The organism is Clostridium gasigenes (assembly GCF_900104115.1).
GTDB classification, from domain to species: Bacteria; Bacillota; Clostridia; order Clostridiales; family Clostridiaceae; genus Clostridium; species Clostridium gasigenes.
The window spans coordinates 192807-217383 of sequence record NZ_FNJM01000002.1; the positions used below are offsets into that span (position 1 = coordinate 192807).

Here is a 24577-nt window from a genome sequence, read left to right on the forward strand (position 1 = left end):
TTACATCTCACCTTCCTTAAGTTCCCCATCAAATATGCTCATAATCCGATTTGACTTTCTTGCAACATTAATATCATGAGTAATTAAAATTATAGTTATTCCCTCTTTGTTTAAGTCTTTAAATATTTCCATTATTTCTTTGGAAGTAGTACTATCTAGCGCCCCTGTAGGTTCATCTGCTATTATAATTTTAGGTTTATTAACTAATGACCTCGCAATAGAAACCCTTTGTTGTTGCCCTCCAGATAACTGTGTTGGATATTTGTTTATTTTATGTTCTAACTTAACCTTCTTTAGAGCTTCTATTACAACTGCCTTAGTTTCTCGCATTGAGCAGCCTCTATAAAGCATTGGTAACTCAATATTCTCCTTAACAGACAATCTTTTTATAAGATTAAAATCTTGAAATATAAATCCTATTTTTTCATTTCTAAAAGAACTTAAATCATCATCTGATAAGCTTCTAATATCTTTATTTAGCATCAAATATTCGCCCTCAAAATTATTGTCTAGTAGCCCTAATATCTTTATCATTGTAGATTTACCAGATCCAGAAGGTCCCATAATAGCTAGAAACTCACCTTCTTCAATTTTTAAGTTTATATTTTTTAGAGCATGTAAAGTTTCGTCACCTGTAGAATAAAATTTATTTACATTCTTTAACTCTATCATTATTTTACCTCAACTTTTAGAGATTCAATTGGTGTCTTTGATATCTTATCTCCAATTTTTATAGTATCATTTTCTAGAGTATAATTTTCACCATCTAATACCCCTTTAATTTCTACTTTTTCAAAGCTTGTCTCCTTACTCTTTGCAACATATAACTTAGAATCTTCTTCTATTACACATTCTTTTGGTATTGTTAATCCATCATAATTTAATTTTATTTCTACATTAAATCCTATTCTAATTGGTTTCTCTTGTTTGATATTAAATGTATAGCTTAGTGATTTGCCATCTATAGAAGAAGCTGGCAACTCATCTATAGAAGTAACTATACCCTTAATCATCTCATCTGTACTAACAACTTTAACCATAGCTTTATCTCCAATTTTAATGCTTTCTATCTCAAATTCTGAAGCTTCGCCCTTTATTAAAGGTTCTTTAGACACAATTCTTATATATGGAGATGTAATATCTGATAAACCTTTCTCATAAATATATGCAATCCCATCAATTTCAGCGGTTATATTTTTCTTTTCCTGTTTTGATAATAAATCTCTTTGAGCTGTTAGCTCATTTATAACATCATTATAAGCATTAATAGAAGTCTGCTCTCCCTCTATTTTCGCCTTTATTTCTTCATTCTTTTGAGTTAGCCCCATAACTGCTTGGCTTGGCTCCCCTGCAGGGCTATTACTTTTTTCGGTTTCTATTTTTTTTGTCAAACTGTTTAATTCATTATTTAACGCGTCTTTATTTTTTTTACTTCTTTGACTTTTTTCTGAATTAGAATTAATTTGACTATTTAATTTTTCCTTTTCATTAGTTGCTTGAGTTGAATGATATGTAAAAAGAACATCTCCTGCCTTAACATCCTGCTTATCTTCTACCTTTAAATCCTTTACCTCTCCTTGAGTTTTATCTACAACAATATTCTGTTCTTTGCTTATTATACTATTCCCTTTAAATTTTAATGGTTCTTCCCCAGTAACTTCATAAACAACTTCACTATTTAAATCTGCTGTTTTTGAACTACTATTATTAGCACTATTTTTCACTGCAAGCCCTGCTGCTACAACAATAGCAATTGATACTACCGCCCCCGCAACAATTAGACCAACTTTTGCCTTCTTTGAAAGTTTCTTCTTCATTTTTACTTCCCCGCTTTCTATTTTTTTAACTGTTTTTCCATCTCTTATAATTTTACCTATATTTTCTTAATTAAAAGCAATGAACTTTCTTAATATTTCCTTATCATTTACTATTATTCAAACATAAGTGTTATAAAAAATATACATAATAAGTTTATTATAACATAACAATTAGTTAAATTTAACATTATATCGTTATAAATTTAACATTTCGTCCACATAATACATATTAAAATAAATATTTCGTATTTAAAAATTCTATAATTACTTTTCTATTTAAATGCCTCAATAATAATCTTCCTTTTACCTAAAGATTACTATACACAACTTTTTGTTGATTATAATCAACATTTACATTATAATACATTTATAAAGAGGTGTGCTATGTCAAAAAGAGAAAAATTGTTTAATACAAAAATTAAGGTTCTTAGAGCAGAAAAAAATTTAACCCAAGAAGACTTAGCTATTGATTTAGGAATAAATAGAAGTACCATCCTAGAAATTGAACGAGGAACTTTTAATCCGTCTTTAAAGCTTGCTTTTTCTATAGCTAAATATTTTAACAGGAGTATTGATGAAATTTTTGAAAAGGTGGAGGAAGAATAATGAATACTATAGAAACTATATTAATATCTACCCATGCGCTTTTTGTTGCTATGATTACTTTAATATTCTTCATGGTATTATTAGGCAGCGAGGATGAATTAGAGCAATATCATTTGTATAAATCTCTGAAACTTTCTATTGTCATAACTATTTTATTTTTAATTGGGTATGGCTATTATATGCTATTAACGGGTAATGAAAATGTTAGTGTCCACATAATTTTCTTTTCTATAGAAGCTTTGGGCCTATTAACATTATTGTTAAATTATCTTGGCTTAAAAGGAATTGTTATTTCATTACAAATAAAGAGTAAAAAAATTGTAAATATGCTATTTACTATTTCAACATTTATAAGTGTGCTATCAACTTTAAGCCTAATTTTTAAACCTAAGTTTTTTGAAAATAATATAGGATTTATTAGATACGATGAATTGCTTTTATATATAAATCTAATTTTCTTAGGAGTTATTACTTCTCAACTTCCTATTATAAAAGAAAAATTTACTAGGCAAGAATATAAGAAACGAGAAAAAACGATAAATAAATTATCTAAAATTATATATTTAATATTAGGAATATTTAATTTTTCATTAATTATATATGTTATTTATAAATGTAGCTTACGCTAATATTATCAATTAAGGGTCCCTGAAATAAATAATAAGTCAGTATTATTGTCTTATTATCTATTTCAGGATATCTAACATCAATAAACTATACTTTTATTCCTTGATTATTCACATATCCTAATTATAACCATCAATAATCACTTCAAGTTTACCAGTTCTAGGATCTATTGTAAGCCCATGAATAGATATTCCTTTTGGCATTAATGGATGTTTTTTTATTAAATTAACACTATCTTTTATAGATTCTTCTACAGAATCAAATCCATGAAGCCATTTTTTAACATCAATTCCACCGTTTAAAAGTGTATCTATAGACTCCTGTGGTATTCCTCTATAAATTGCTTTTTTCAATAAATTATCAGTATCTAAATTGCACATTCCACAACCGTGATGGCCAACAACTAAAATCTCATCTGCATCAAACTCATAAATCGCAACAATAATACTTCTAATTATACTCCCAAAAGGATGCATAACCGTGGCCCCTGCATTTTTTACAATTTTAGCATCACCATTTTTAAGATTCAAGGCTTTTGGCAGAAGATCTGTAAGTCTAGTATCCATACAAGATAAAATAACTATCTTTTTCTTTGGATCCTTTGATGTAGCATACTGTTCATATTCTTTATTTTCTACAAACCTATTATTAAACTCTAATATTTCATTTAATTTACTCATAAAGACGCCTCCACTTTTATGACTTTATCCTTATTTTACAATAAATCAGTTTGCTTTCCTATACTTTTAATATAAATATAATATTTGCTTTGATGTATAATACTTTACTTACATATCTTCTGCCCTTTTTTATTCTAGAATCCGTTATTTTCGCTTACTTTAGCAATCCAATGACCACTCTTTTTAATTGATCTCTTTAACCCATTTTCTCTATCCACATATAAGAATCCATATTTATTTTTAAATGCATTTGACATTGACCAGTTATCCATTAATGACCACATATGATATCCACAAATATTTGAACCGGATTCTTGTGCCTCCCATAACCAATTTAAATGTCCTTTTACAAATTCAATTCTTGCATCATCATTTATATATCCATTTTCATCTGTATCTTCTTGATCTCCATTATGTCTTCCTATACCATTTTCTGATATATAAACTGGTATGTTACTGTACTCATCCTTTAATAGCATTAATAAATCATAAACTCCCTTAGGATATATTTCCCAGCCCCTATCTTTATTAAATAATCTTTCCGGTAATTCATAGTGATCAAAGAAATATTCTGGATTATTTACTTCTCCCTCACTTCGAATATCCTTTGATTTAACTCTTCTAGGGAAATAATAATTAAATCCTAAAAAGTCTATAGTATTTTCTTTTATTATTGTTAATTCTTCTTCTGTATAAAAATCCAATAATAAATTATGAGTTTTAAGTAACTTTAGTAATTCTTTATTAAATGCTCCCTTTACCATTGGATCTAAAAAACTATTTGTAAAGAATAGCTCACATATTTTAGCTGCCTTAACATCTTCTACATCATTTTCATCCCTAGGATAAACTGGTGACATGCTTAAAATAGCTCCTATAGTACTATCTTTGCTTAAAACACCTCTTTCTCTAAGTTCTCTGAACTTCTTAACCGCTTTAGCATTAGATAAAATTGTATAATATGTAGCTTTTATGCCTCTTCTAAAATCATTTATTTTTGGATAATGGAACCCATATAAATAGCAACCTTCTATCGGTACTATTGGTTCATTATGAGTAAACCATTTTTTAACTCTATCTCCAAATAATTTAAATGCTATTCCAGCATACTCAGCAAAATAATTAACTACTTCAAGCGATTCCCAACCACCCTTTTCTTGCATTATCCAAGGCATATCAAAATGGAATAAACATATAAAAGGTTCTATTCCATTTGCTAATAATTCATCTATTACGCCATTGTAAAACTCTACAGCTTTTTCATTTAATACTCCATCACCATTGGGTATTAACCTAGACCATGCAATAGAAAATCTAAATGAATTGTGATTTAATTCTTTCATTAATTTTATATCATCTTTATACATATGATAAAAATCTACCGCTATGCCATTACCTTCGCCTCCAAAAAATCTTTCTGGCTCATCTTTAAACCATACATCAAATGTGCTATCTGCTTTTCCATCATCACTATGAGTTCCTTCTGTTTGTAGTGCTGATATTGCTGTTCCCCAATAAAATCCTTCTTTAAACTTATGTTTCATATTCACTATCTCCTTTATATCTCTTCTGTATCATAGGCTACATATCCTACTCTATTATTTTATTTAAAGTGTTTAAAAATAGGTAACTTAAAATAAATTATATATTTTAAGTTACCTATTAAAATTATGACTTCTTTAAGTCCTTATACATTTCTATCATTTCTTCAGCTAGACTTTTAATAATTTCTGCACTCATCATTTGATCTTCTGCATGCATTAATATTAATGAAAACTCTGTTTTTTCGCCTGCCGCTTCTTTTTGTATTAATGAAGCATGTGCATGATGTCCCCTAGTAATATATTCTAATGACTCGGCTAGTTTCCCTTCTGCTTCCTCATACTTACCACTTCTAACATCTCTTAATGCTTCAATAGTTAATGATTTAGCCATTCCTACGTTGCTTATAATTTCAAATGCTATTAATTCCATTCCTTCCATTTTCACCACTCCTACTAGCTAATTTGTTCTTTCTCTCTTTTCAATTCCATTTCTTTTTGCGTAGCTTTACTTGACGCTATTACAAATGGTGCATATATACATACACTAACTACAAGACATACTATACCTACTAATAATGCCATAAAGTTTCCACCACTTCCTAAGAAAGGTATTAGCGGACCTGGTGTCGTCCAAGGCACACCATATGCTATTGGTGGAATTATCTCGAGAATTACAATTGCTGTATATCCAATTAAAATATTTACTATAGGTGTTATTATAAATGGAATTATATAAATTGGATTTAATACTATAGGTAATCCAAATATAATTGATTCATTAATATTAAATAAACCTGGAGCAAATGAAAGTTTTGCTATACTTCTCTGATCTTTAGCTTTACTAAATATAAATATTGCAATTATTAAACCTAGTGTACATCCTGACCCTCCATAATTGGCGAAAGCATCATTTAAACCACCCCAAGTTACTGGGAATGGAGCTCCCCATGCACTACCATTTGACGCAACGTATGCAAGATTTGCATTACCAGCTTCTGCAAACATAGTATCACGAACTGCTGCTATAGTATTTGGTCCATGTATTCCCATAATCCAAAGTAATTGAGATACAAGCGCGAATCCAATTACGGATCCTACATTTTTACCTAATGAAGTTAATGGTTTTTGAATTACGTTATAAACTAATTCATGCAACCCACCTGGCGCAACTTTTTGAACTATAAAATTAAGTATTGAAAATGAAACAGTTATTATAATTATTGGTAATAATACTTTAAATGTTCTTGCTACCGCTGGTGGTACTTGCTCTGGCATTTTAATTTCTAATTTATCAGATTTTGATAATATAGACATTAACTCACCGACAACTAATCCAACTATAATAGCTACAAATAACCCTTGAGCTCCCATATACTTTGTAACTAAATGGTTTGTACCTTCTACTGATACATAATTTGGGTAAATTATAAAGTAAACTGAAACTGCTGTTAACCCTGATAATAAATCATCAGCTTTTAATTGTTTTGCAAGGTTTCTAGCTATTAAGAATACTACTAAAATTGCTAATATATCTGTAGACCCTTTTAATACTGGACTGAAAATAGCTTGATAATCTGATAAATTAGGGAATATTTCACCTAATTTAAATATTTTTGCAACGAACCCATCCGGTGATAATAAAACGAAGTTTAGTAATATCATTAATGATCCTGCCATAGTTAATGGGAATGTTAATATAAACGCATCCCGTATTGCACAAATGTGTCTTTGTGCATTTAACTTTGATGCAATAGGTACTAGTATTTTTTCAATTCCAGCTTGGAACTTATCCATAATATTCATTGTAGAATCCCCTCCATCTAATAATTTATTAAATCTTACTTAGTGTACTTTCTAAAATAGCCTTACCATTCATAGTTCCATATAATCTCATATCCATTACCTCTACAGGTATTCTTCCATCAACTAATTTATCTACTTGTGGTTTTTGGAAACGAACTTGAGGTCCTAAAAGAACTATATCAACCTCATCAATTACAGATGAACATTCTGATACAGGTAACGCCTCAATATCTACTTCTATACCCATTTCTTTTGCTGCTTGTTTCATTTTATTAACTAATAAACTTGTTGACATCCCCGCTGCACATACTAATAATATTTTTTTCATAATACCAACCCCTTAAAATTATTTTCTAATATTTAATATCTAAATTTAGACTATTTAAAATTAATATTTATAACTTTTCTCCATTACTCTTTATAACCTCTTTATACCAGTAAAAACTTTTCTTCTTTATTCTCTTTAACTCTTTAATATCCTCTTCTTCTCTATCTACATATACAAATCCATAACGCTTTTGGTATCCATTTAACCAACTTAATAAATCTGTAAATGACCAGGTACAATATCCAAGAAGTTCTACTCCATCTGTTACCGCTTCTTTACAAGCTTGTATATGATCTCTTAAGTAGTCTATCCTATACTCATCATTTACCACTTCACCATCTTCTAAAGTATCAAATTCACCTAGCCCATTCTCTGTAATTAATATAGGTAATCCATATCTACTTGTTATCCTTCTTAACCCAGTTCTTAATCCTATAGGATCTATTTCCCAATCCCAATTAGTTGCTTCTAAGTTAGGATTCTTAACACTTTTATAAACGCCTGGAATACCACTATCTTTTGATGTACCCTTTTTTCCAATAGTGTTCATACTATCCGATACGCCTACACCATTTAATTCATTCATTTGTACAGTTGCTGTTCTGTAGTAATTTATCCCTATAAAATCAGGCTTTCCCTTTTCTAATAATTCAAGATCACCATCTTCAATTACTGGAGCTACCCCTAATCTCTCATAGTATTTTAATGCAAATGATGGGTATGTACCCTTACAGTAAACATCCAGCCACCAGTTGCAATTTATATCTTCTGCATTTTCTGCCGCTAAGATATCTTCTGGTTTGCAGCTATATGAATATGTTGGTCCATAAGCAAAACTAGGTCCTACCATTCCATTTGGCACATAAGTTCTAAATGATTGAATTGCCTTTGCATTTGCAAGGCTCGCTATATGATTTGCTTGTAACATTCTTTTATTATCCTTAACGCCTGGAGGATGTAATGCTGTCATATAACCTAATCCTATAAATACATTTTGCTCGTTTAATGTAACCCAATGTTTAACCTTATGTCCAAATCGCTTATAAAGTGTTACACAATAATCATTAAAATCTTCTATTATCTCCCTTGATTCCCAACCACCATATAAATCTTGTAGGTGTTGCGGTAAATCCCAATGATATATTGTTATTATTGGTTCTATATTATTTTCTATTAACTCATCTATTAAGTTATTATAAAATTTTAAACCTTCTTCATTTACTTCACCTCTACCTCTTGGATAAATACGACTCCATGAAATTGAAAATCTATAAGCCTTTAATCCCATCTCTGCCATTAATGCTACATCTTCTTTATATTTATTATAATTATCTACTGCTATATCTCCATTTGTCTCTTTATAAGTTGTTCCAGGTTTCTTAGTATATATATCCCATACACTTGGACCTTTTCCATCCTTATCCCATGCACCCTCAACTTGATAAGCTGCTGATGCTGATCCCCATAAGAAATCACATCTAAATTTATCTAAGCTTTCATATATCATTTCTTCATCTCCTCTTTGTGTCATGATATTATTATACATATAACATTCACTTTGTAATCAATTTCATGGCCTTAAAAAACAGGTTACTCACTTAATAATTTGATACATAAATGTACCATCGTGTTTTTTTATATAACAAATAAATGCCTATACCTTAAAGTCAACAATAGACTCAAAGCATAGGCATTTAACTATTCAATTCTATATTCGTTATATAATTTTTTTCCGATTCTCTCTATCATATACAATACAGGTAACTGAGTTGTTATATCGCTATACCCAATTTTAACCTGTTGTACATAATATGATAAATTTAAATCTGACATTTTAGATATACTACAGTTCTCACTATTAGTGATACTTACAATTGAGTTTCCTTCTCTTTTTAGCCTAACTATATTATCAATTGTAGTTGGTGTTTCTCCTGATACAGATAAAGCTATTATTAGACAATTATCATAGTGTTTAAAATTTGTTGGGTAAAACGGATCATCAATATGAACTGTAAACTTACCAATTGAAGAAAAATATCTAGCAGCATATTTACATAATATTCCCGAAGAACCTATTCCAATAAATATAATATTACTTGCCACTTTAACTAAATCACACAATTTATCTAACCTTTTATCTAAATCACTATTTTCTATTGTCTTCAAAAAATTAATTATTTCTGAAGTATCATCACTTACCTTTTCAATATTCTCTTCTTCTATATACATTTTAAATTTAACTTTAAATTCAGAAAACCCTTCACACTTTAATTTTTTACAAAACCTTAAAATAGTAGTAGTAGATACATGTGCCTCATCTGCAAGTTCTCTAATTCTCATATACATTACTTTTTTACTATTCTTCATTATATAGTCATATATAGATAACTCTAAATGATTTAAACTTTGTATAATCTCATAATTAAACATCTATTCACCTCAATATAATATTCATAATAAAACTCCTCTATGTTTTCAAGTACTATTTATAATCTATCTTCATTGTAATATAACTAAATATTTAGTTATTGTCTATAAGTATTTATTATAGCTCCTAATATATTTGAATCATTATTATACTTGCACCTATCTATTTTAGTAGTTATAATATCTACGTTAAAAAAATTTATACATGCCTTATTATATTTTTCTCTTACCATATCTATAAACCAATCCTCCTCTGATATTCCTCCACCTATACATATAATTTCCGGATTATAAAAAACAGTTATAGTTATTAACTGAATTATTATATTATTTATCCATTCCTCAACTGAAATTTCTGCTATTTCATTTCCCTCTAAATATCTTTTACATACATCATTCCCATATTTAGCCTCTTCTCCTTTATTTACTTTACCATTATATATTTCTATTAATGCTGTTATTGATGCATAATCCCCTAGCCTATCTATTTGTCCACTTTTAAAATTTATAAATGGTAGATTATGAAATTCACCAGCAAAGGCATCTTGTCCAAATATAACTCCAGTCTCATTACATACACACCCGCCAGTTCCAGTTCCTAAAATTAAGAACGCTGACGATTTACTACCTTTTGCATTTCCTATTTTCAATTCACATAACCCCGCTGATTTAGCATCATTTATAGCAGAAACCGTTTTCTTTGTTCTGCTTGTTATTTCTTCACTTATATTTGTACCATACATAATACAAACACTAGGTGCCGCATAAGATTTAACATTAGACTTTTCATCAATAAGTCCTGGTGCACTTATTCCTATTAGTTCTATCTCATCTATCATTTTTATATTTAAGCATATATAATCATATAGCTCATCCTTACAATCAAACTTTACTGTTTCTACTTTCCATTTATCCTTAATATTATATTCTTTATCTACTAATGCATATTTAATAAAAGTTCCACCGATATCAATTCCTAAATTATATTTTCCCATAATAATTCTCCTTAATACTACTTATAGTTTCTTAATAAATTCAAGCCGTTATTTTATACTATCTTAGTAAGATTCATTTATATATTTTCACAATATCACATTCAGTAAATATTTACAGGGTTTATATTCTTTTAGTAACAAATTATGATAATTCGTAATTTGTTTTTTTTAGATAGCAAGTTGTTTTTTATTCCTAACCTTATATATAATAATATTATTTTGATAACTATTTCAAATCATTATAAAAAGGAGCTGTTTAAAACAACTCCTTTTTTACTAATTTATTACTTTATTTAAAAATTCAATACATCTTTCATTTTTAGCATTTGTAAAAATCTCTTTTGGAGTTGAATCTTCTAATATATATCCACCATCCATAAATATTACTCTATCTGAAACTTCTCTTGCAAATCCCATTTCATGAGTTACAACTATCATAGTCATACCTTCTTTTGCTAAATCCTTCATTACATTAAGAACTTCTCCAACCATTTCTGGATCTAATGCAGATGTAGGTTCATCAAAAAGCATAACCTTAGGGTTCATAGCTAATGCTCTAGCTATAGCAACTCTTTGCTTTTGTCCACCAGATAAGTTATTCGGATATTCATTTTTTTTCTCTTCTAATCCTACTCTTTTTAATAGCTCTATTGCCTGTTTTTCTGCTTCATCTTTGCCTATTTTTTTTATTAATTTAGGCGCCATAGCAATATTTTCTATAACAGATAAATGAGGGAATAAATTAAAGCTTTGGAACACCATCCCAATATCTTCTCTAAGCTTATTAATATTAGCTTTTTTTTCAAGAATATTATGTTCTAAAACTACAACTTCTCCTGAAGTAACTTCTTCTAATGCGTTTAAACATCTTAGTAGTGTACTTTTCCCTGATCCTGATGGTCCTATAATACAAACTACTTCACCTTCTGCTACTTCTAAACTGATATCCTTAAGCACTTCCAGTTGCCCATAATGCTTTCTTAAATTATCTACCTTTATTATCATGATACCAATCTCCTTTCAACTCTCTTTGAAATTAGTGTCAATATTGTAATAATAATAAAATACATTATTGCTACAAGTCCATAAAACTCAAAAGCTTTATAGGTTGTCCCAACTATTATTTGTCCACTTTGCATTAATTCCTTTATACCAATAACTGATAATATAGATGTATCTTTAATTGCAATTATGAATTGGTTCATAATTGATGGAATCATAATTTTAACTGCTTGTGGAAGTACTACCTTTATCATAGCTCTTGAGTTACTTAACCCTAAACTTCTTGCAGCTTCCATCTGCCCCTTATCTACAGCATCAATACCTGATCTAAATATTTCCGAAAGATATGCTGCAGCATTAAATGCAAGTACTAATATACCTGCTAAAACAGGGTCAAATCTTGCTCCTAAAGCCTGCGCAACTCCAAAATATATGAAGACAGCTTGTATCATAAGTGGTGTACCTCTAACTATATATATATATACAGTAGATATTCCTCTTAATATTTTTGATTTTGATATACTCATTAATCCTAAAATAAGACCCACTATTGTTGCAATAATTAGTGCAACAATAGCGATTTTTATAGTTACTCCAAGTCCCGATATCAAGCTTGGTAAATTTCTTTTAAGTAGTTCCATAAACTCCATCATTATCCCCCTCATCAATACTAACTTTAAAATTTTAATTTTAGTATTTTCATTTGTGTCTTAATATGTTTTATCTATTTTATATACTTAGATAATATTTCGTCATACTTTCCATTTTCTTTTATAGTTTTTAATCCAGCTTGGAATTTGCTCATTAACTCAGTATTTTTTCCTTTATTAACTGCAAAACCATAATTTGAAGTAGTTACTTTATCTCCAACAATTTTTAATTCATTATTAGCATCAACCTTAACTTTATATGCTATTACTGGATAATCATCTAGTAAGAAATCTGAGTTTCTGCCTTGTACCTCTAAGAATATTGATGGTGAATCTTCAAAATGTTTTACTTTTAAATTATAATTTTTTTCATTATCTAAAGCCCACTTCTCTCCTGCAGTTCCCTTTTTAACAGCAACTGTTTTACCATTTAAATCTTCTACTCCATTTATTTCAGTGTTATCACCTTTAATAACCATTGATAAACCAGATTCAAAATATGGTTCTGAGAAATCTAATGATTCTTTTCTTTCATCAGTTATACCCATACCAGCTATTGCTGCATCTATTTGATTTGATTTGATTGCTGGAATTATTGCACCAAAATCCATAGGTTTTAATTCATATTCAAAACCAGCTGCTTTTGCTACCTCTGCTAAAATCTCTACATCAATCCCTTTATAATTCCCATTTTCTTCAAACGAAAATGGTGCATATTTAGAATCTGTCGCTATCAAATACTTAGTACCTTCACTTGAATCTTTTGCCCCACATCCAACTAGTAATGTTCCTAGAGTAACTATAGCCATAGCCATTTTTAATAATTTTGTTTTTTTCATAATAAAGTCCCCCTTTTTATCTACTTTCAAATGAAAGGCCTTCCCTTTAAGTCTGATTATTAGTCGCTTATAACTATCTAATCACTTATAGAATCTGCAATTTCACTAAAAAAAAAGCAAAGACGTCCTAAGTATTTTATACTTAAGAAACGCCTTTGCTTCTGTTATATATTACTTTCATTATACACTACTTATATATATATATCAAACTTTTTGTCGAAATTTATTTTATTCTTCTTCATTCATTATTCCTAGTTTATCAAAAATCATAAATGATATACCTAATACCATTGCTACTACTGTCGCAAGTCCCATTCCCTTTAACTCTACGAATCCTATATTTATCCTTATTCCACTTAAGCCTACTATAAATATTACAGATGTAAGAATTAAATTTCTTGATTTTGCAAAGTCAACTTTTTCTTCAATAAAAGTTCTTAACCCTGAAGTTGCTATAGTACCAAATAATAAGAAACTTACTCCACCTATTACCGGTGTTGGTATTGTAGTTATTATAGCTGATAATTTCCCTGAGAAACCTAATATTATTGATAGTAGTCCTGCTCCACAAATTACATATACACTATATACTTTTGTTAAAGCCATAACTCCTATGTTTTCACCATAAGTAGTTGTTGGTACTGAACCAAACATACCTGAAATCATAGTTGAAAGTCCATCTGCTAATAAAGATTTATGAAGACCTGGATCTTTAGACAAATCTCTTCCTATTATGCTACTTGTTACCTTTAAATGACCTACATGTTCTACTATAACTACAAATGTAGCTGGTAATATAGTTAATATTACTGTAGCATCAAATTTTGCCATTTTTATATTAGGAACTGTGAAGAAGCTAGCATTACTTATAGCTGAGAAATCCACTAACCCCATAAAATATGCTGTTATGTATCCAACAATAATACCTATAAGTATTGGTATTACTTTTAAAAATCCTTTAAGTAATATATTACTTAATATTACGCTAACTAGAGTTACCATAGAAACAATTACCCAAGTTGTATTTAATGTAGGTGAATTACTACCCCCTACCGGAAACCCTGCCATATCTGCGGCTGTTCCTGCAAGTTCTAAACCTATTATACATACTATTGTACCCATTGCTGCCGGCGGAAATAATTTATTTATCCAACCCATACCGGTGTATCCAACTATAATTGCAACTGTTGCAAACACAGCTCCCGATGCTACAAATCCACCTTGTATAGTTTGAAAGCTATACCCTTGACTTGTAAGCAAGAATACTGGTGCAAGAAATGCAAAGCTTGATCCTAAATATGCTGGTATTTTCCTTTTTGTAATAAAGGCATACAACAATGTACCTATTCCATTAAAAAACAGAACGGTAGTTGGATCTATTTTAAATAGAATTGGAACTAATACCGATGCTCCAAACATAGCAAATAAATGCTGAATACTTAAAGGAATCGCCCTACTAAGAGCCACCTTATCATTTACATCCACCATTTGAATTTCTTTTTTTGTATTTTTTATGTTTTTCATATTACGTCCCCCTTCTTAGTCTCTCGGACTAAATTAAAAGTATATTTTTTAAAATATACCATCAATTTATATATAGTTCAATCTTTTTCTTTATAATAACTTACTTTATTTTATCCAATTTCGTATTTTATATTTAACTTAATTCCTTAACAGCTTATTTAACACGATTTTTAAAAGCTTAAATTCCTCTTTAGTCGCTCCAATTTTACAATATATTTGTTTTAATTATAATTTTCCCCATTTCCTAATAGTTATTCCTGACAAAGCACTAACATCACTATACTTTCTTAAGGCTAAATAATAATTTTATATTGTTTAAGTTTTTTTATTTATTTACAAACGATAAACTTTCTTGTATTATTATTGTATTGATGAAAAATAAATGAATTGAGGTTGAGAAAATGAAAAATAATTTTAGTCAAAAATCTTTAAATGCCATTGTAAATTTAGGAATATGTATTACATTTATCCTACTTTTAGCAACTCCACTTATTACTACAGCATTTTTTAAAAGTCAGTTTTCGCTGTTAGAGAGTAACTTGGTAATAAATGTTGTAGTTTGTATTTATTTATTTTCTATTCCCTATGTTATAGCTTTATTTAAACTAAAAAAACTTTGTATCTTAATCAAGAAAAACCAGCCTTTTTCTATTGATAGTATTAAATCCTTAAAGGTTATTTCCATTTGTTCTTTTAGTGAAATTATTATTTTTACTGGATGTATAACATACTTAAAACATTCAGTAGATTTTTTCAAGTATGCTATTATTGGAGGTCCTATTATTATAGTTACTTTTATTTCACTAATTATAGGATTTTTATTTCTAGTACTATGTCAATTATTTGAAATAGTTATAAAAATTAAAGACGAAAATGATAAAACTATCTAGAAAGGAATACTAATATGAGAATTATAGTAAATATAGATGTAATGATGGCCAGAAGGAAGATTAACTCTACCCAACTATCAGAAAAAATGGGTATAACTATGGCTAATCTTTCTATTCTTAAAAATAACAAAGCAAAAGCAATTCGTTTTTCCACACTGGAATTATTATGTGAAATTTTAGATTGTCAGCCTGGTGATATTTTAGAATACGCAGCTGAAGATGATGAACGATTAAAATAATAAACATAATATTTTCTTTTTAATTCACATTAAATTTACAAAATCTAAAAAAACCGTATCACTTATTTGTGATGCGGTTTATCGTTATCTTTAAACTCCTAGATTTTAAAATAATTTTTCAATATCAGCTTTTATTTTTAATGGTGATATTGTTGGTGCATATCTCTTAATTACATTTCCCTCTGAATCTATTAGAAATTTAGTAAAATTCCATTTTATTTTCTTACTTAAAAATGCTTTTGCTTCACCTTTTAAATATTTATATAAATCATGTGTATTTTCTCCATTCACATCTATTTTTTCAAACATAGTAAAAGATACTCCATAATTTAACAGACAAAAATTTTGTATTTCTTCATTACTTCCTGAATCTTGATTTGCAAATTGATTACAAGGAAATCCTAAAATTTCAAACCCACTATCTTTATATTCTTTATAAACTTCTTCAAGCTCTTTAAACTGTGGTGTTAATCCACATTTGCTTGCTGTGTTTACTACTAGTATAACTTTACCCTTATATTCCTCCATCTTTGTTACTTTTCCATCCATTGTCTTTGCTGAAAAATCATAAAAATTCATATTATTTACTTCCTTTCTCATTTTTTAATTTTGCAAAATTTAATTTTGTTCAACTGTTTTATTTAAAAAAATATTAAATAAAATTTATATTTATAAAAACTTTATTTAATATACATCCTATTCTATTTTATTCTATTTAACAGTTCATCTACAGCTATTTTTATTTTTTTTATTTCGCCTTCAGTTGCACCAACTTTACAGTATATTTGATGTGGAACTTCCACTATTTCATCTTTTAACAATCTTGCTTTTTGTGTTAATTCAACAATTACAGATCTATCATCTTTCACATCTCTATATCTTTTTATTAATTCCATACCTTCTAACTTTTTTAATACTGGGGTAAGTGTTCCTGAATCCAAATGAAGCTTTTGCCCAATTTGTTTAAAAGTTATTTTTTCTTCTTCCCACAATACTAGCATTGCTACATATTGCGTATATGTAAGATTATATTTATCAAGTAGTGGTTTATACAATTTTATTATCTCTCTTGATGCAGCATATAATGAAAAACATAGCTGATTATCCAATTTAATATTTTCATATCTATCCATAATTACCTCGCTAAATTTAATTTTACAAAATTTAATTTTATACAACCATTATCGACTTGATTATATATTTTATTATTTTCATTGTCAACCTTAAATATTACTCACCTTCAAAGAATATATCTTACCTTAACTTTTTCAACTCATTTTGTTCTCCTTCTATATTATTCGTTTATAACCCTAATACCTTTAAAAGGTCCATGGGATCATTTAAATTATAGTCTGCTTCTATACCTGATAAATCTGATGCTCCCCATAATGCTAATGCAAAATCCATACCAGCGGCTTTTGACGACTTATAATCTACAACTGTATCTCCCACATACATTGAATCTTCTGGTTTTATACCTAGTAACTTAACCGCCTTTAGTAAGGGCTCTGGATGAGGCTTGTGATTTTCTGTATCCTCTGCTAAAACCACACTTTTCATATATTTTTGTAATCCTGTTGGGAAAAAATCTATTTCATATTGATTTTTCATTTTTGAGCTAGCTATTCCACATATAATTCCCTTTGCATCTATATCTTCCATAACCTTATTAAAACCTTCATATAGCGTTGCACCTTCTTCAAATTCACCTACATACTTCACCCATTTTGTATAAGATTTTTCTATATCCTTAAACCCTATCAATTCTAATGTTTTCTTACCTGCATATGCTCTATATTTTAAAAGACTTTCATATGTTACATCTTGTCCTAATTCCTCTTTAACTAATCTTTGTAAAGGTATCATATTCATTTTTTCTGTATCTAACATTGTTCCATCTAAATCAAATATTATACATTTATACTTCTTCATCGTACATTCCCCCTAAACCTTTATAACAAACTTTCAAAAGCATATTGTAGATGTTACCACTACATCCTAAATAATTCAATAATAAAAGAACTGCATCAATTATTTCTGATACGGTTCATTTTTCCATATGCCATTCACTTAACTATTTAAAACCCATTTCTCCTTAAGACTATTGAGTTATCTAAGTTAAACGTAAGTTTCCCACCTAAAATAAATGCAAAAAGATGACTCTGTAAATACAGAAACCATCTTTTAAATTCATTAATTTCAAATGCATTTATTAAGTAAAGTTAAAAAATTTTTACTCTACTTCTGAAAATAAATCCTTTCCGACTCCGCAAAGTGGACATAACCAATCTTCAGGCACATTATCCCAACTAGTTCCTGATGGAACCCCATTTTCTTCATCTCCTATTGATGGATCATATATATATCCACATACATCACATACATAACTTTTCATAATTTGTTCTCCTTTCATAATTTTATTATATAATTATACTATTCCATTAATAATTTAACTATCTTTTTAATAAATTACCTTCTAATTCAAGTAAATATTTTAATAAACTAATACTAAATCTATAATAATATTTGTATGATAAATAAAACCTTTATTATCAAAAGGCTTACACGACCTTATTAACCCTTGAATATTTACACATAAATCATTTATGAACTGACTTAAATATACCTTACTATTAGTGTAACCTACAATACTATTATCATCCTTAAAATTCTCCTTAATAGGCATAATTATATTATATATATCACTAAGACGCTTAATTGTAATCTCAATAATTTCCTCTTTTATAGGTAAATTCAAAATGATAAGTTCTCTTAACTCTTCTGTTATTTCTCTTAAATTATAGAGCTGATCTCCCAAATCTACAGAATCTTTTTTTCCTAAAAGCTTCAAAACCAAAGTTCTATCCATATTTACCCTCCATATCTATTAAATATCTCTGAAATTAATTAAATATTTTCAACTTATATATATCTTTATTTTTTATAACTTATAACTAAATCTAAGGCATGTCTAATGTTTTTATTATATTCCCCAAAAGTAACTTTTCCAATTTATTTCTTTAATTTTATATTTTGTTATTATATGTATTATTCCAATTATAAATAATATAATCACCCCTGAATATAATCCATTTACATTAACAACAGGGACAAATTGTATAATTATTATAAAGTTTATTATAGCTGTTGGTATAATTAATAATAGAGTGAAAATAACTATCGACACAATTTTTCTAATATTCCCCTTATATTTAAACACCAATTTTCTCAGCGGTACCTTTACAATATATGGTACAATAAAGAAATTAAATATAAATAGTACTATCGTGTTTAAACTCAGTTCTTCATTAAATATATAAAATAATATTGATAAAATAGCTCCCATAAATAATGACCAGTTTAAATTTTTTATAATATTAAATAGTCTTACCTTCTTGCTCTTATTTGAGTTTATTATATCCTTACAAAAAATCTCTATATTCTTTCCAACTATTTCTTTAATACCTCTACCTTCTTCTTGTGCTGTAATAAATAAATCCTTTAAATCTTCGCTTACTTCAGTAACAAATGAATCATTAAGATTGCTACCGCTTAAATAAATTACTATATCTAAATAAGTATCTTTATATTCTCCTTTTAACTCAAACTCACTTTTATTTAAATTTTTCTTCACTTTTTTCCCCTCCTAAAATATTATTTACATCAATATAAAGCTTATTCCAATAACTTATAAAACCATTAAGTTCGCTTTTCCCATCTTCTGATAAATGATAATATTTTCTAGTCATTCCTATAGGTGATTTTCTCTTTTCTGCAATTATAAATTTATTTTTTTCAAGTCTAAGCAATAATGGGTACAATGTTCCCTCAACAATATTCTCAAAGCCACTGCTTTTTAACTTTATTAACAGTTCATATCCATAGGTCTCCTGTTCTGAAATAATTTTTAAAATACAGCCCTCAAGTATCCCCTTAAGAACTTGCGAATTTTTTTCCATAATCCCACCTCCACTTACTTTGTATTGCAAGGTATATTAAAAGTATATCTTATGATACTATGCAATACAATATATTTCTAAATTTATTAAAAAAATAACTATGATCACTCTATAATAAAGCGATCATAGTTATTTTAAATTTAACAAAACCCATGTATTATTTTATACCACACGGTTTTCCTTCATTATGTTTATTTTTTTTAATTTTGATTATCTCATATTTTTTTCTGTATAATAGGCAACAGCAATTGTACCAGGCCCAACATGCGTTCCAATAACTGGTCCTATTGAACATATTCCAATCTTAATTTTCAATTTTTCTTCTAATGTCTTTATAAGTTCGAGAGCCTCATAATAGGCATTAATATGATGTACAGTAATTTCTCCTACTCCATATTGTTCAATATCATTAAACATTTTATCAGTCATGGTAGCTACTGCTTTTTTCTTTGTTCTAACCTTTGTTAAAATTGTTGTTACTCCATCTTCTACTGTTAAGATAGGAATAATCTTCAAAAGATTACCAATTAGAGCACTTGCACTACCGATTCTTCCACCTTTTTTAAGATATTTAAGCGTATCTGGAACAAATAGAAATCTACTTCTTTTTATATTATCTTCTGCTATTTCTTTAACTTGATCTAAATTTTTACCTTCTAATGCTGCCCTTGCCGCTACAATTACTGAAAAACCAAGTTGCATACAATTTGAAGTGGAATCTACTATTTCTATTTTAGCATTTTTATATGATTCTAAAATTAGTTCTTTTACCATATGAGCTGTAGAATATGTACCACTCATATGTGATGATATAAATATACAAAGAATAGAATCTCCATTTTGCACTACCTTCTCCATTTCATCGTATAGTTCCTGTACCGAAGGTTGAGAAGAAGTTGGAATACCCTTTTCCTCCATCATTTTATAAAAAACTTCATTATCTATATCTCTTTCTTTAAAACTCTCATTTCCAAATATTACATTTAAAGAAATTACTTTTATATCTAATTGACTCTCAATATTCTTTTCTATATAACTAGTACTATCTGTTAAAATTCTTACTGCCATTATATAATCTCCTCTCTTTTCATAAGCCGTATATCCCGTAATTCTGCTCTGTTTTCATTATAACACAAGCCAATGATACTTTTAATCATTGACTTATTTACGATACAGTCCTCTGTATGATTATACAATATGCCAGCACCATTATATTCTGCAATATATCTATAACATATTTATTTAATGGGTAATCTAACTTCAAATATAGTTTTATCATTATCACTATAAGCTGATATCATTCCTTGATGTAACTCTATAATATTTTTCGTTATAGCTAGCCCCAAGCCCGATCCACCTATATTGCTATTTCTTGATTTTTCTACTCTATATAATCTATCAAATATATACGGTAAATCTATTGATGATATTGATTGACCATAATTTATAATTTGAACTACTGCCATATTCTCTTCAATTTTTGTTACTACATCAACATAATAACCATCCTGTCCATACTTAATTGCATTAGATAGTAAATTTTCAAATGCTCTAACCAATTTCCCTGTATCTGCATTTACTATTAGCTTATCCTCAGAAAATTTAACTCTTGATTGCATCTTTGCACTATTAAATTGATATTCAAAATAGGCAACTACTTGACCTAATAATTCTACTAAATTAATATCGACTTTATCTAATTTAATAGTGTTATTTTGCATTTTAGTAAGCTCAAATAAATCATTTATAAGTAAATTTAAACTTTTGGATTTTTCATATGCTATATTAACATAATATCTAAGTGCCACTTCATCCTTATATTGATCCGTATCAATAATTTCTAAATATCCTATTATTGAAGTTAATGGAGTTCTTAAATCATGAGAAACATTAGTTATTAAATCACTTTTAGTTTGTTGTGCCCTTCTTTCTTCTACTGTTATGTCTTTAAGTTGCTTTGATATATTATTTATATTTTTAGCTAAATTTTTAATATCACCTTTTGACTTAACTTCTATTAATCTATCTAAGTCACCATTAGCCATTATTTCAGTTTCATCTATAATAGCTACCAAGCTCTTAGTTTTTCTATATGTTATAAGTAAATAAAACACTGAAAATAACAATGCTCCAATAATTATGTAAGTAAAGCCTCCAAATATTCTATACTTCATAAAATTGTAAATTCTCAAAATATAATTAATAAGTCTAATATTAGTATATTCCTGTAAATAAACTAATGTGGCATCACTTATAACTAATGTCATACATGTTAATATCACAGCCTTTGCTATATCTGCTAATGATGCTAACCAATATTTATATAATCTTTTATTTTTCAATTTTATAACCAACTCCCCACACAGTGTGAATTACCTTATTCCCTTCCATATGTTGTTCTATCTTCTCCCTAATTCTACTCATATGTACCATAACGGTATTATTAGATTGATAATATTTCTCTTTCCACACCTTTTTAAAAATTTCTTCTGCACTAAAAACTCTCCCTCTATTTGTAGCTAATGTATATAAAATTTCAAATTCTCTTGCTGTTAAAGCTACTTCATTACCATCTACTGTTACCTTGTGCTTTCTCTTATCTATAACCATTGACTCAATTCTTATTATGTCATCTGAAACTTGCATTTTAGTATTTAAAAAATATGTTCTTCTAAATAATGCTCTTATTCTAACTGTAAGTTCTAAATTGTTAAAAGGCTTACATACATAATCGTCCGCCCCAGTCATAATTCCTTGTATCTTATCCATATCCTCAGCTTTTGCACTTAGCATAAGAATTGGTATGTTATACTTTTCTCTTATTCTTGTGCAAGCTTCTAACCCATCCATACCTGGCATCATTATATCTAAAACTATTAAATTAATTTCTTCCCTATCTAATATTTCTAGTGCCTCTTCTCCACAACTTGCCTTAAAGACATTATACCCTTCATTTCTAAGATTTATTTCTAGCAAATCTCTTATTTCTTTTTCATCATCTACTACAAGAATATTATTGTTCATTTGCTCCTCCAATTATATAATTATTTTCCTAAATACTCCTCTAATGTAATTCCATTATCATAAATATACTTAGCAGCTTTTTCTCCAACATATCTAATATGCCATGGTTCATATTCTATATCTGTTATACTTTTCTTTCCCTCAGGATATCTTATAATAAACCCAAATCTATAAGCATTTTCTCCAAGCCAATCTGCTTCTTTTGTTCCTTTCATAAAATATCTATCTTCATTAGTCATATCAATACATAACCCAGTTTGATGTTCACTAAACCCAGGTTTAGCTACATATGCATTTGCAAGTTTCCGGCCATCTGATTTGACCCTATCACTATAAGTATCCTTTTGTGATTTATATGATCTATAAGCTGAGTTTCCAAGTAATATTACCCCTTCCTGTTTAGCTGTATTTACCAATTCTTCTATGGGTTTTATAATAATCCCTGCTACGTGATTTTCTTCATTCTCCGTTCCATCTGCAAATGGTATATTTGGTATAGTTAAAGCTTCTGGTTTATAATTTTTACTCAAACTATACTTTTTATTTACTAATACTAGTTCTGTACTTACATCCGTATTTTTTCCCTGTACTAACTTATCTTTATCATTTAAATCAGCTTTACTTTCTTTAATGTTTGTACCTCCAAATTTTACATCTATGTAGTCTATAATATACCAAAATAAACAAATTATCATAATAACTCCTAAAATCTTTTTAAATCCACTTTTCATATTCTCTAATCCCCTTCCAATATCATAATTTCATTATAGAAGATAGACTTTACAACACTTATAAAAATTTCTTAAGAAACCTTAAGTTTTGTAATAGTTAATATCCTAATATAAATTAATACTTTTGAAAGGTTTTTAAAATATGGATATTAAAGAACTTGAAAATGAATTGAACACACCTTAAGGCATCTCCAAATAAATAACAAGTCAATATTTTTGTTATTTATTTGGAGATGCCTTATTTATTATTTTTATTATTATATGTTCTACTAAATAATATTTTCAATATCACTCTTTTGCACTTTTTTCTTTTTCATTTTTTGCATTGGTAACTCCTCATAGGTTTTTTCAATAAACTTGCCTAATAAATCTTTATCTTCTAAAAAATCAACAACAAAATGAGGTTTTGCACTTTTATAAGGTGCAGCTTCTTCTACTTCATTTAATAAAGTTTCACCTGTTTTTGTTTTCTTTACAAAAAATTGATTATTACATATAAGACCTATAATTTTACCATTGCAATAAATACCATATTCACCAAACATCTTTTTATATGTAATTATCCCTGCGCCATTGCTCTGCTCACATACATATTCTACAAATTCTAATGTTGAAGCCATAATTTCCTCCTTATTTTGAACACCATTTTTTACATTGTTCAATACGTTTCCCATTATCACCTTGTTTTTCATCATATGAAAATTGATTTAACAACCCACAAGGAAAATCATTGCAAACTCCGCAATGTTCATGTTTTTTATTTTCACAACATTCTTTTACCGGACAACATTCTCCCCAAAAAGGTTTTTTAATATTTATACACCCCTTGCAATTAACTTGTTCTTTATGCTCACACTCACTACATAAAATACCACATCTAGATTCAACCATT

31 protein-coding genes are annotated in these 24577 nt (G+C 28.3%); 4 read left to right on the forward strand and 27 right to left on the reverse strand.

Annotated elements, in window-relative coordinates; genetic code table 11:
• Positions 1-672, reverse strand: a complete 672-nt coding sequence (locus tag BLS77_RS05865; protein WP_089966896.1) for an ABC transporter ATP-binding protein — start codon at positions 670-672, stop codon at positions 1-3.
• Positions 672-1817, reverse strand: a complete 1146-nt coding sequence (locus BLS77_RS05870; RefSeq protein ID WP_089966897.1) for an HlyD family secretion protein — start codon at positions 1815-1817, stop codon at positions 672-674. The genes BLS77_RS05865 and BLS77_RS05870 overlap by 1 nt, the downstream gene beginning before the upstream one ends.
• 384 nt (positions 1818-2201) lie before the next feature.
• On the opposite strand from BLS77_RS05870, the gene BLS77_RS05875 reads away from it, so the two are divergent.
• Complete coding sequence (locus BLS77_RS05875; protein ID WP_089966900.1) at positions 2202-2423, forward strand: helix-turn-helix transcriptional regulator; 222 nt, start codon at positions 2202-2204, stop codon at positions 2421-2423.
• A complete protein-coding gene (locus BLS77_RS05880; RefSeq protein ID WP_089966902.1) occupies positions 2423-3052 on the forward strand; it encodes a hypothetical protein in 630 nt (209 codons plus the stop codon). Before BLS77_RS05875 ends, BLS77_RS05880 begins: the two co-directional genes overlap by 1 nt.
• Before the next feature lie 117 nt (positions 3053-3169).
• Here the strand turns inward: BLS77_RS05880 and BLS77_RS05885 are convergent, their stop codons facing one another.
• From BLS77_RS05885 to uraA, 12 genes are all read right to left on the reverse strand, one after another.
• Positions 3170-3730 carry a beta-class carbonic anhydrase gene (locus tag BLS77_RS05885; protein ID WP_089966903.1) on the reverse strand — a complete coding sequence of 187 codons (561 nt, stop codon included), beginning with the start codon at positions 3728-3730 and terminating at the stop codon, positions 3170-3172.
• Positions 3731-3864: 134 nt separating this feature from the next.
• Complete coding sequence (locus tag BLS77_RS05890) at positions 3865-5274, reverse strand: glycoside hydrolase family 1 protein (protein ID WP_089966906.1); 1410 nt, start codon at positions 5272-5274, stop codon at positions 3865-3867.
• Positions 5275-5398: 124 nt separating this feature from the next.
• Positions 5399-5713, reverse strand: a complete 315-nt coding sequence (locus BLS77_RS05895; RefSeq protein ID WP_089966908.1) for a PTS sugar transporter subunit IIA — start codon at positions 5711-5713, stop codon at positions 5399-5401.
• A 14-nt stretch (positions 5714-5727) separates the two neighbouring features.
• Positions 5728-7077, reverse strand: a complete 1350-nt coding sequence (locus BLS77_RS05900) for a PTS sugar transporter subunit IIC (protein WP_089966910.1) — start codon at positions 7075-7077, stop codon at positions 5728-5730.
• 28 nt (positions 7078-7105) lie between these two features.
• Entirely contained in the window at positions 7106-7405 is a 300-nt protein-coding gene (locus tag BLS77_RS05905) for a PTS sugar transporter subunit IIB (RefSeq protein ID WP_089966912.1), read from the reverse strand.
• Positions 7406-7472: 67 nt separating this feature from the next.
• Positions 7473-8912, reverse strand: coding sequence for a glycoside hydrolase family 1 protein (locus BLS77_RS05910; protein ID WP_089966914.1), 1440 nt, complete (start codon positions 8910-8912; stop codon positions 7473-7475).
• Between the two features lie 191 nt (positions 8913-9103).
• Positions 9104-9835: a MurR/RpiR family transcriptional regulator gene (locus tag BLS77_RS05915; protein ID WP_089966916.1), complete on the reverse strand. Its 732-nt coding sequence runs from the start codon at positions 9833-9835 to the stop codon at positions 9104-9106.
• A gap of 95 nt (positions 9836-9930) precedes the next feature.
• Positions 9931-10827 carry an ROK family protein gene (locus tag BLS77_RS05920; protein WP_089966918.1) on the reverse strand — a complete coding sequence of 299 codons (897 nt, stop codon included), beginning with the start codon at positions 10825-10827 and terminating at the stop codon, positions 9931-9933.
• Positions 10828-11103: 276 nt separating this feature from the next.
• Complete coding sequence (locus BLS77_RS05925; RefSeq protein ID WP_089966920.1) at positions 11104-11832, reverse strand: amino acid ABC transporter ATP-binding protein; 729 nt, start codon at positions 11830-11832, stop codon at positions 11104-11106.
• Positions 11829-12479 carry an amino acid ABC transporter permease gene (locus BLS77_RS05930; RefSeq protein WP_089966922.1) on the reverse strand — a complete coding sequence of 217 codons (651 nt, stop codon included), beginning with the start codon at positions 12477-12479 and terminating at the stop codon, positions 11829-11831. Before BLS77_RS05930 ends, BLS77_RS05925 begins: the two co-directional genes overlap by 4 nt.
• Before the next feature lie 74 nt (positions 12480-12553).
• Positions 12554-13318, reverse strand: a complete 765-nt coding sequence (locus BLS77_RS05935; RefSeq protein WP_089966924.1) for a transporter substrate-binding domain-containing protein — start codon at positions 13316-13318, stop codon at positions 12554-12556.
• A gap of 228 nt (positions 13319-13546) precedes the next feature.
• On the reverse strand, positions 13547-14842 hold the full coding sequence (gene uraA / locus BLS77_RS05940; protein WP_089966926.1) for a uracil permease: 1296 nt from the start codon (positions 14840-14842) through the stop codon (positions 13547-13549).
• Positions 14843-15243: 401 nt separating this feature from the next.
• Here uraA and BLS77_RS05945 point away from each other — a divergent pair, with 401 nt between their 5' ends.
• Together BLS77_RS05945 and BLS77_RS05950 are read left to right on the forward strand one after the other, a co-directional pair.
• Positions 15244-15732, forward strand: coding sequence for a DUF2975 domain-containing protein (locus tag BLS77_RS05945; RefSeq protein ID WP_089966929.1), 489 nt, complete (start codon positions 15244-15246; stop codon positions 15730-15732).
• A gap of 14 nt (positions 15733-15746) precedes the next feature.
• Positions 15747-15971: a helix-turn-helix domain-containing protein gene (locus tag BLS77_RS05950; protein WP_089966931.1), complete on the forward strand. Its 225-nt coding sequence runs from the start codon at positions 15747-15749 to the stop codon at positions 15969-15971.
• A gap of 105 nt (positions 15972-16076) precedes the next feature.
• On the opposite strand, the gene BLS77_RS05955 is transcribed toward BLS77_RS05950, so the two are convergent.
• The 13 genes from BLS77_RS05955 to BLS77_RS06015 form a co-directional block, all read right to left on the reverse strand.
• Entirely contained in the window at positions 16077-16550 is a 474-nt protein-coding gene (locus BLS77_RS05955; RefSeq protein ID WP_089966933.1) for a glutathione peroxidase, read from the reverse strand.
• A 122-nt stretch (positions 16551-16672) separates the two neighbouring features.
• The gene (locus BLS77_RS05960; RefSeq protein ID WP_089966935.1) at positions 16673-17104 is read right to left on the reverse strand and encodes a MarR family winged helix-turn-helix transcriptional regulator; all 432 of its coding nucleotides are present in this window, start codon (positions 17102-17104) and stop codon (positions 16673-16675) included.
• Positions 17105-17273: 169 nt separating this feature from the next.
• On the reverse strand, positions 17274-17903 hold the full coding sequence (locus tag BLS77_RS05965; protein WP_089966938.1) for an HAD family hydrolase: 630 nt from the start codon (positions 17901-17903) through the stop codon (positions 17274-17276).
• A 301-nt stretch (positions 17904-18204) separates the two neighbouring features.
• The gene (locus tag BLS77_RS05970; protein WP_089966940.1) at positions 18205-18366 is read right to left on the reverse strand and encodes a rubredoxin; all 162 of its coding nucleotides are present in this window, start codon (positions 18364-18366) and stop codon (positions 18205-18207) included.
• A 99-nt stretch (positions 18367-18465) separates the two neighbouring features.
• Entirely contained in the window at positions 18466-18840 is a 375-nt protein-coding gene (locus BLS77_RS05975) for a hypothetical protein (protein WP_089966943.1), read from the reverse strand.
• 114 nt (positions 18841-18954) lie between these two features.
• Complete coding sequence (locus tag BLS77_RS05980; protein WP_089966944.1) at positions 18955-19605, reverse strand: hypothetical protein; 651 nt, start codon at positions 19603-19605, stop codon at positions 18955-18957.
• Positions 19586-19930, reverse strand: coding sequence for a PadR family transcriptional regulator (locus tag BLS77_RS05985; RefSeq protein ID WP_089966946.1), 345 nt, complete (start codon positions 19928-19930; stop codon positions 19586-19588). Before BLS77_RS05985 ends, BLS77_RS05980 begins: the two co-directional genes overlap by 20 nt.
• Before the next feature lie 210 nt (positions 19931-20140).
• A complete protein-coding gene (locus tag BLS77_RS05990) occupies positions 20141-20998 on the reverse strand; it encodes a DegV family protein (protein WP_089966948.1) in 858 nt (285 codons plus the stop codon).
• 170 nt (positions 20999-21168) lie between these two features.
• Complete coding sequence (locus tag BLS77_RS05995) at positions 21169-22272, reverse strand: sensor histidine kinase (RefSeq protein ID WP_089966949.1); 1104 nt, start codon at positions 22270-22272, stop codon at positions 21169-21171.
• A complete protein-coding gene (locus BLS77_RS06000; protein WP_089966951.1) occupies positions 22262-22954 on the reverse strand; it encodes a response regulator transcription factor in 693 nt (230 codons plus the stop codon). The genes BLS77_RS05995 and BLS77_RS06000 overlap by 11 nt, the downstream gene beginning before the upstream one ends.
• A 20-nt stretch (positions 22955-22974) precedes the next feature.
• The gene (locus BLS77_RS06005; protein ID WP_089966953.1) at positions 22975-23685 is read right to left on the reverse strand and encodes a M15 family metallopeptidase; all 711 of its coding nucleotides are present in this window, start codon (positions 23683-23685) and stop codon (positions 22975-22977) included.
• A 269-nt stretch (positions 23686-23954) separates the two neighbouring features.
• Entirely contained in the window at positions 23955-24305 is a 351-nt protein-coding gene (locus BLS77_RS06010) for a TfoX/Sxy family protein (protein WP_089966954.1), read from the reverse strand.
• Positions 24306-24315: 10 nt separating this feature from the next.
• Entirely contained in the window at positions 24316-24576 is a 261-nt protein-coding gene (locus BLS77_RS06015; protein ID WP_089966956.1) for a DUF3795 domain-containing protein, read from the reverse strand.
• Position 24577 lies beyond the last annotated feature (1 nt).

Excerpts from the sequence above, each read along its gene's own strand:
- BLS77_RS05985 (WP_089966946.1), bottom strand. The coding sequence starts at position 19,930 with ATGGAAAAAAATTCGCAAGTTCTTAAGGGGATACTTGAGGGCTGTATT.
- BLS77_RS05955 (WP_089966933.1), bottom strand. The coding sequence starts at position 16,550 with ATGAATTTTTATGATTTTTCAGCAAAGACAATGGATGGAAAAGTAACA.
- BLS77_RS05950 (WP_089966931.1), top strand. The coding sequence starts at position 15,747 with ATGAGAATTATAGTAAATATAGATGTAATGATGGCCAGAAGGAAGATT.
- BLS77_RS05935 (WP_089966924.1), bottom strand. The coding sequence starts at position 13,318 with ATGAAAAAAACAAAATTATTAAAAATGGCTATGGCTATAGTTACTCTA.
- BLS77_RS05885 (WP_089966903.1), bottom strand. The coding sequence starts at position 3,730 with ATGAGTAAATTAAATGAAATATTAGAGTTTAATAATAGGTTTGTAGAA.
- BLS77_RS05915 (WP_089966916.1), bottom strand. The coding sequence starts at position 9,835 with ATGTTTAATTATGAGATTATACAAAGTTTAAATCATTTAGAGTTATCT.
- BLS77_RS05865 (WP_089966896.1), bottom strand. The coding sequence starts at position 672 with ATGATAGAGTTAAAGAATGTAAATAAATTTTATTCTACAGGTGACGAA.
- BLS77_RS05900 (WP_089966910.1), bottom strand. The coding sequence starts at position 7,077 with ATGAATATTATGGATAAGTTCCAAGCTGGAATTGAAAAAATACTAGTA.
- BLS77_RS06000 (WP_089966951.1), bottom strand. The coding sequence starts at position 22,954 with ATGAACAATAATATTCTTGTAGTAGATGATGAAAAAGAAATAAGAGAT.
- BLS77_RS05930 (WP_089966922.1), bottom strand. The coding sequence starts at position 12,479 with ATGGAGTTTATGGAACTACTTAAAAGAAATTTACCAAGCTTGATATCG.
- BLS77_RS05905 (WP_089966912.1), bottom strand. The coding sequence starts at position 7,405 with ATGAAAAAAATATTATTAGTATGTGCAGCGGGGATGTCAACAAGTTTA.
- BLS77_RS05945 (WP_089966929.1), top strand. The coding sequence starts at position 15,244 with ATGAAAAATAATTTTAGTCAAAAATCTTTAAATGCCATTGTAAATTTA.
- BLS77_RS05890 (WP_089966906.1), bottom strand. The coding sequence starts at position 5,274 with ATGAAACATAAGTTTAAAGAAGGATTTTATTGGGGAACAGCAATATCA.
- BLS77_RS06005 (WP_089966953.1), bottom strand. The coding sequence starts at position 23,685 with ATGAAAAGTGGATTTAAAAAGATTTTAGGAGTTATTATGATAATTTGT.
- BLS77_RS05990 (WP_089966948.1), bottom strand. The coding sequence starts at position 20,998 with ATGGCAGTAAGAATTTTAACAGATAGTACTAGTTATATAGAAAAGAAT.
- BLS77_RS05970 (WP_089966940.1), bottom strand. The coding sequence starts at position 18,366 with ATGAAAAGTTATGTATGTGATGTATGTGGATATATATATGATCCATCA.
- BLS77_RS05925 (WP_089966920.1), bottom strand. The coding sequence starts at position 11,832 with ATGATAATAAAGGTAGATAATTTAAGAAAGCATTATGGGCAACTGGAA.
- BLS77_RS05895 (WP_089966908.1), bottom strand. The coding sequence starts at position 5,713 with ATGGAAGGAATGGAATTAATAGCATTTGAAATTATAAGCAACGTAGGA.
- BLS77_RS06015 (WP_089966956.1), bottom strand. The coding sequence starts at position 24,576 with ATGGTTGAATCTAGATGTGGTATTTTATGTAGTGAGTGTGAGCATAAA.
- BLS77_RS05870 (WP_089966897.1), bottom strand. The coding sequence starts at position 1,817 with ATGAAGAAGAAACTTTCAAAGAAGGCAAAAGTTGGTCTAATTGTTGCG.
- BLS77_RS05910 (WP_089966914.1), bottom strand. The coding sequence starts at position 8,912 with ATGATATATGAAAGCTTAGATAAATTTAGATGTGATTTCTTATGGGGA.
- BLS77_RS06010 (WP_089966954.1), bottom strand. The coding sequence starts at position 24,305 with ATGGCTTCAACATTAGAATTTGTAGAATATGTATGTGAGCAGAGCAAT.
- BLS77_RS05875 (WP_089966900.1), top strand. The coding sequence starts at position 2,202 with ATGTCAAAAAGAGAAAAATTGTTTAATACAAAAATTAAGGTTCTTAGA.
- BLS77_RS05960 (WP_089966935.1), bottom strand. The coding sequence starts at position 17,104 with ATGGATAGATATGAAAATATTAAATTGGATAATCAGCTATGTTTTTCA.
- BLS77_RS05975 (WP_089966943.1), bottom strand. The coding sequence starts at position 18,840 with ATGGATAGAACTTTGGTTTTGAAGCTTTTAGGAAAAAAAGATTCTGTA.
- uraA (WP_089966926.1), bottom strand. The coding sequence starts at position 14,842 with ATGAAAAACATAAAAAATACAAAAAAAGAAATTCAAATGGTGGATGTA.
- BLS77_RS05920 (WP_089966918.1), bottom strand. The coding sequence starts at position 10,827 with ATGGGAAAATATAATTTAGGAATTGATATCGGTGGAACTTTTATTAAA.
- BLS77_RS05880 (WP_089966902.1), top strand. The coding sequence starts at position 2,423 with ATGAATACTATAGAAACTATATTAATATCTACCCATGCGCTTTTTGTT.
- BLS77_RS05965 (WP_089966938.1), bottom strand. The coding sequence starts at position 17,903 with ATGAAGAAGTATAAATGTATAATATTTGATTTAGATGGAACAATGTTA.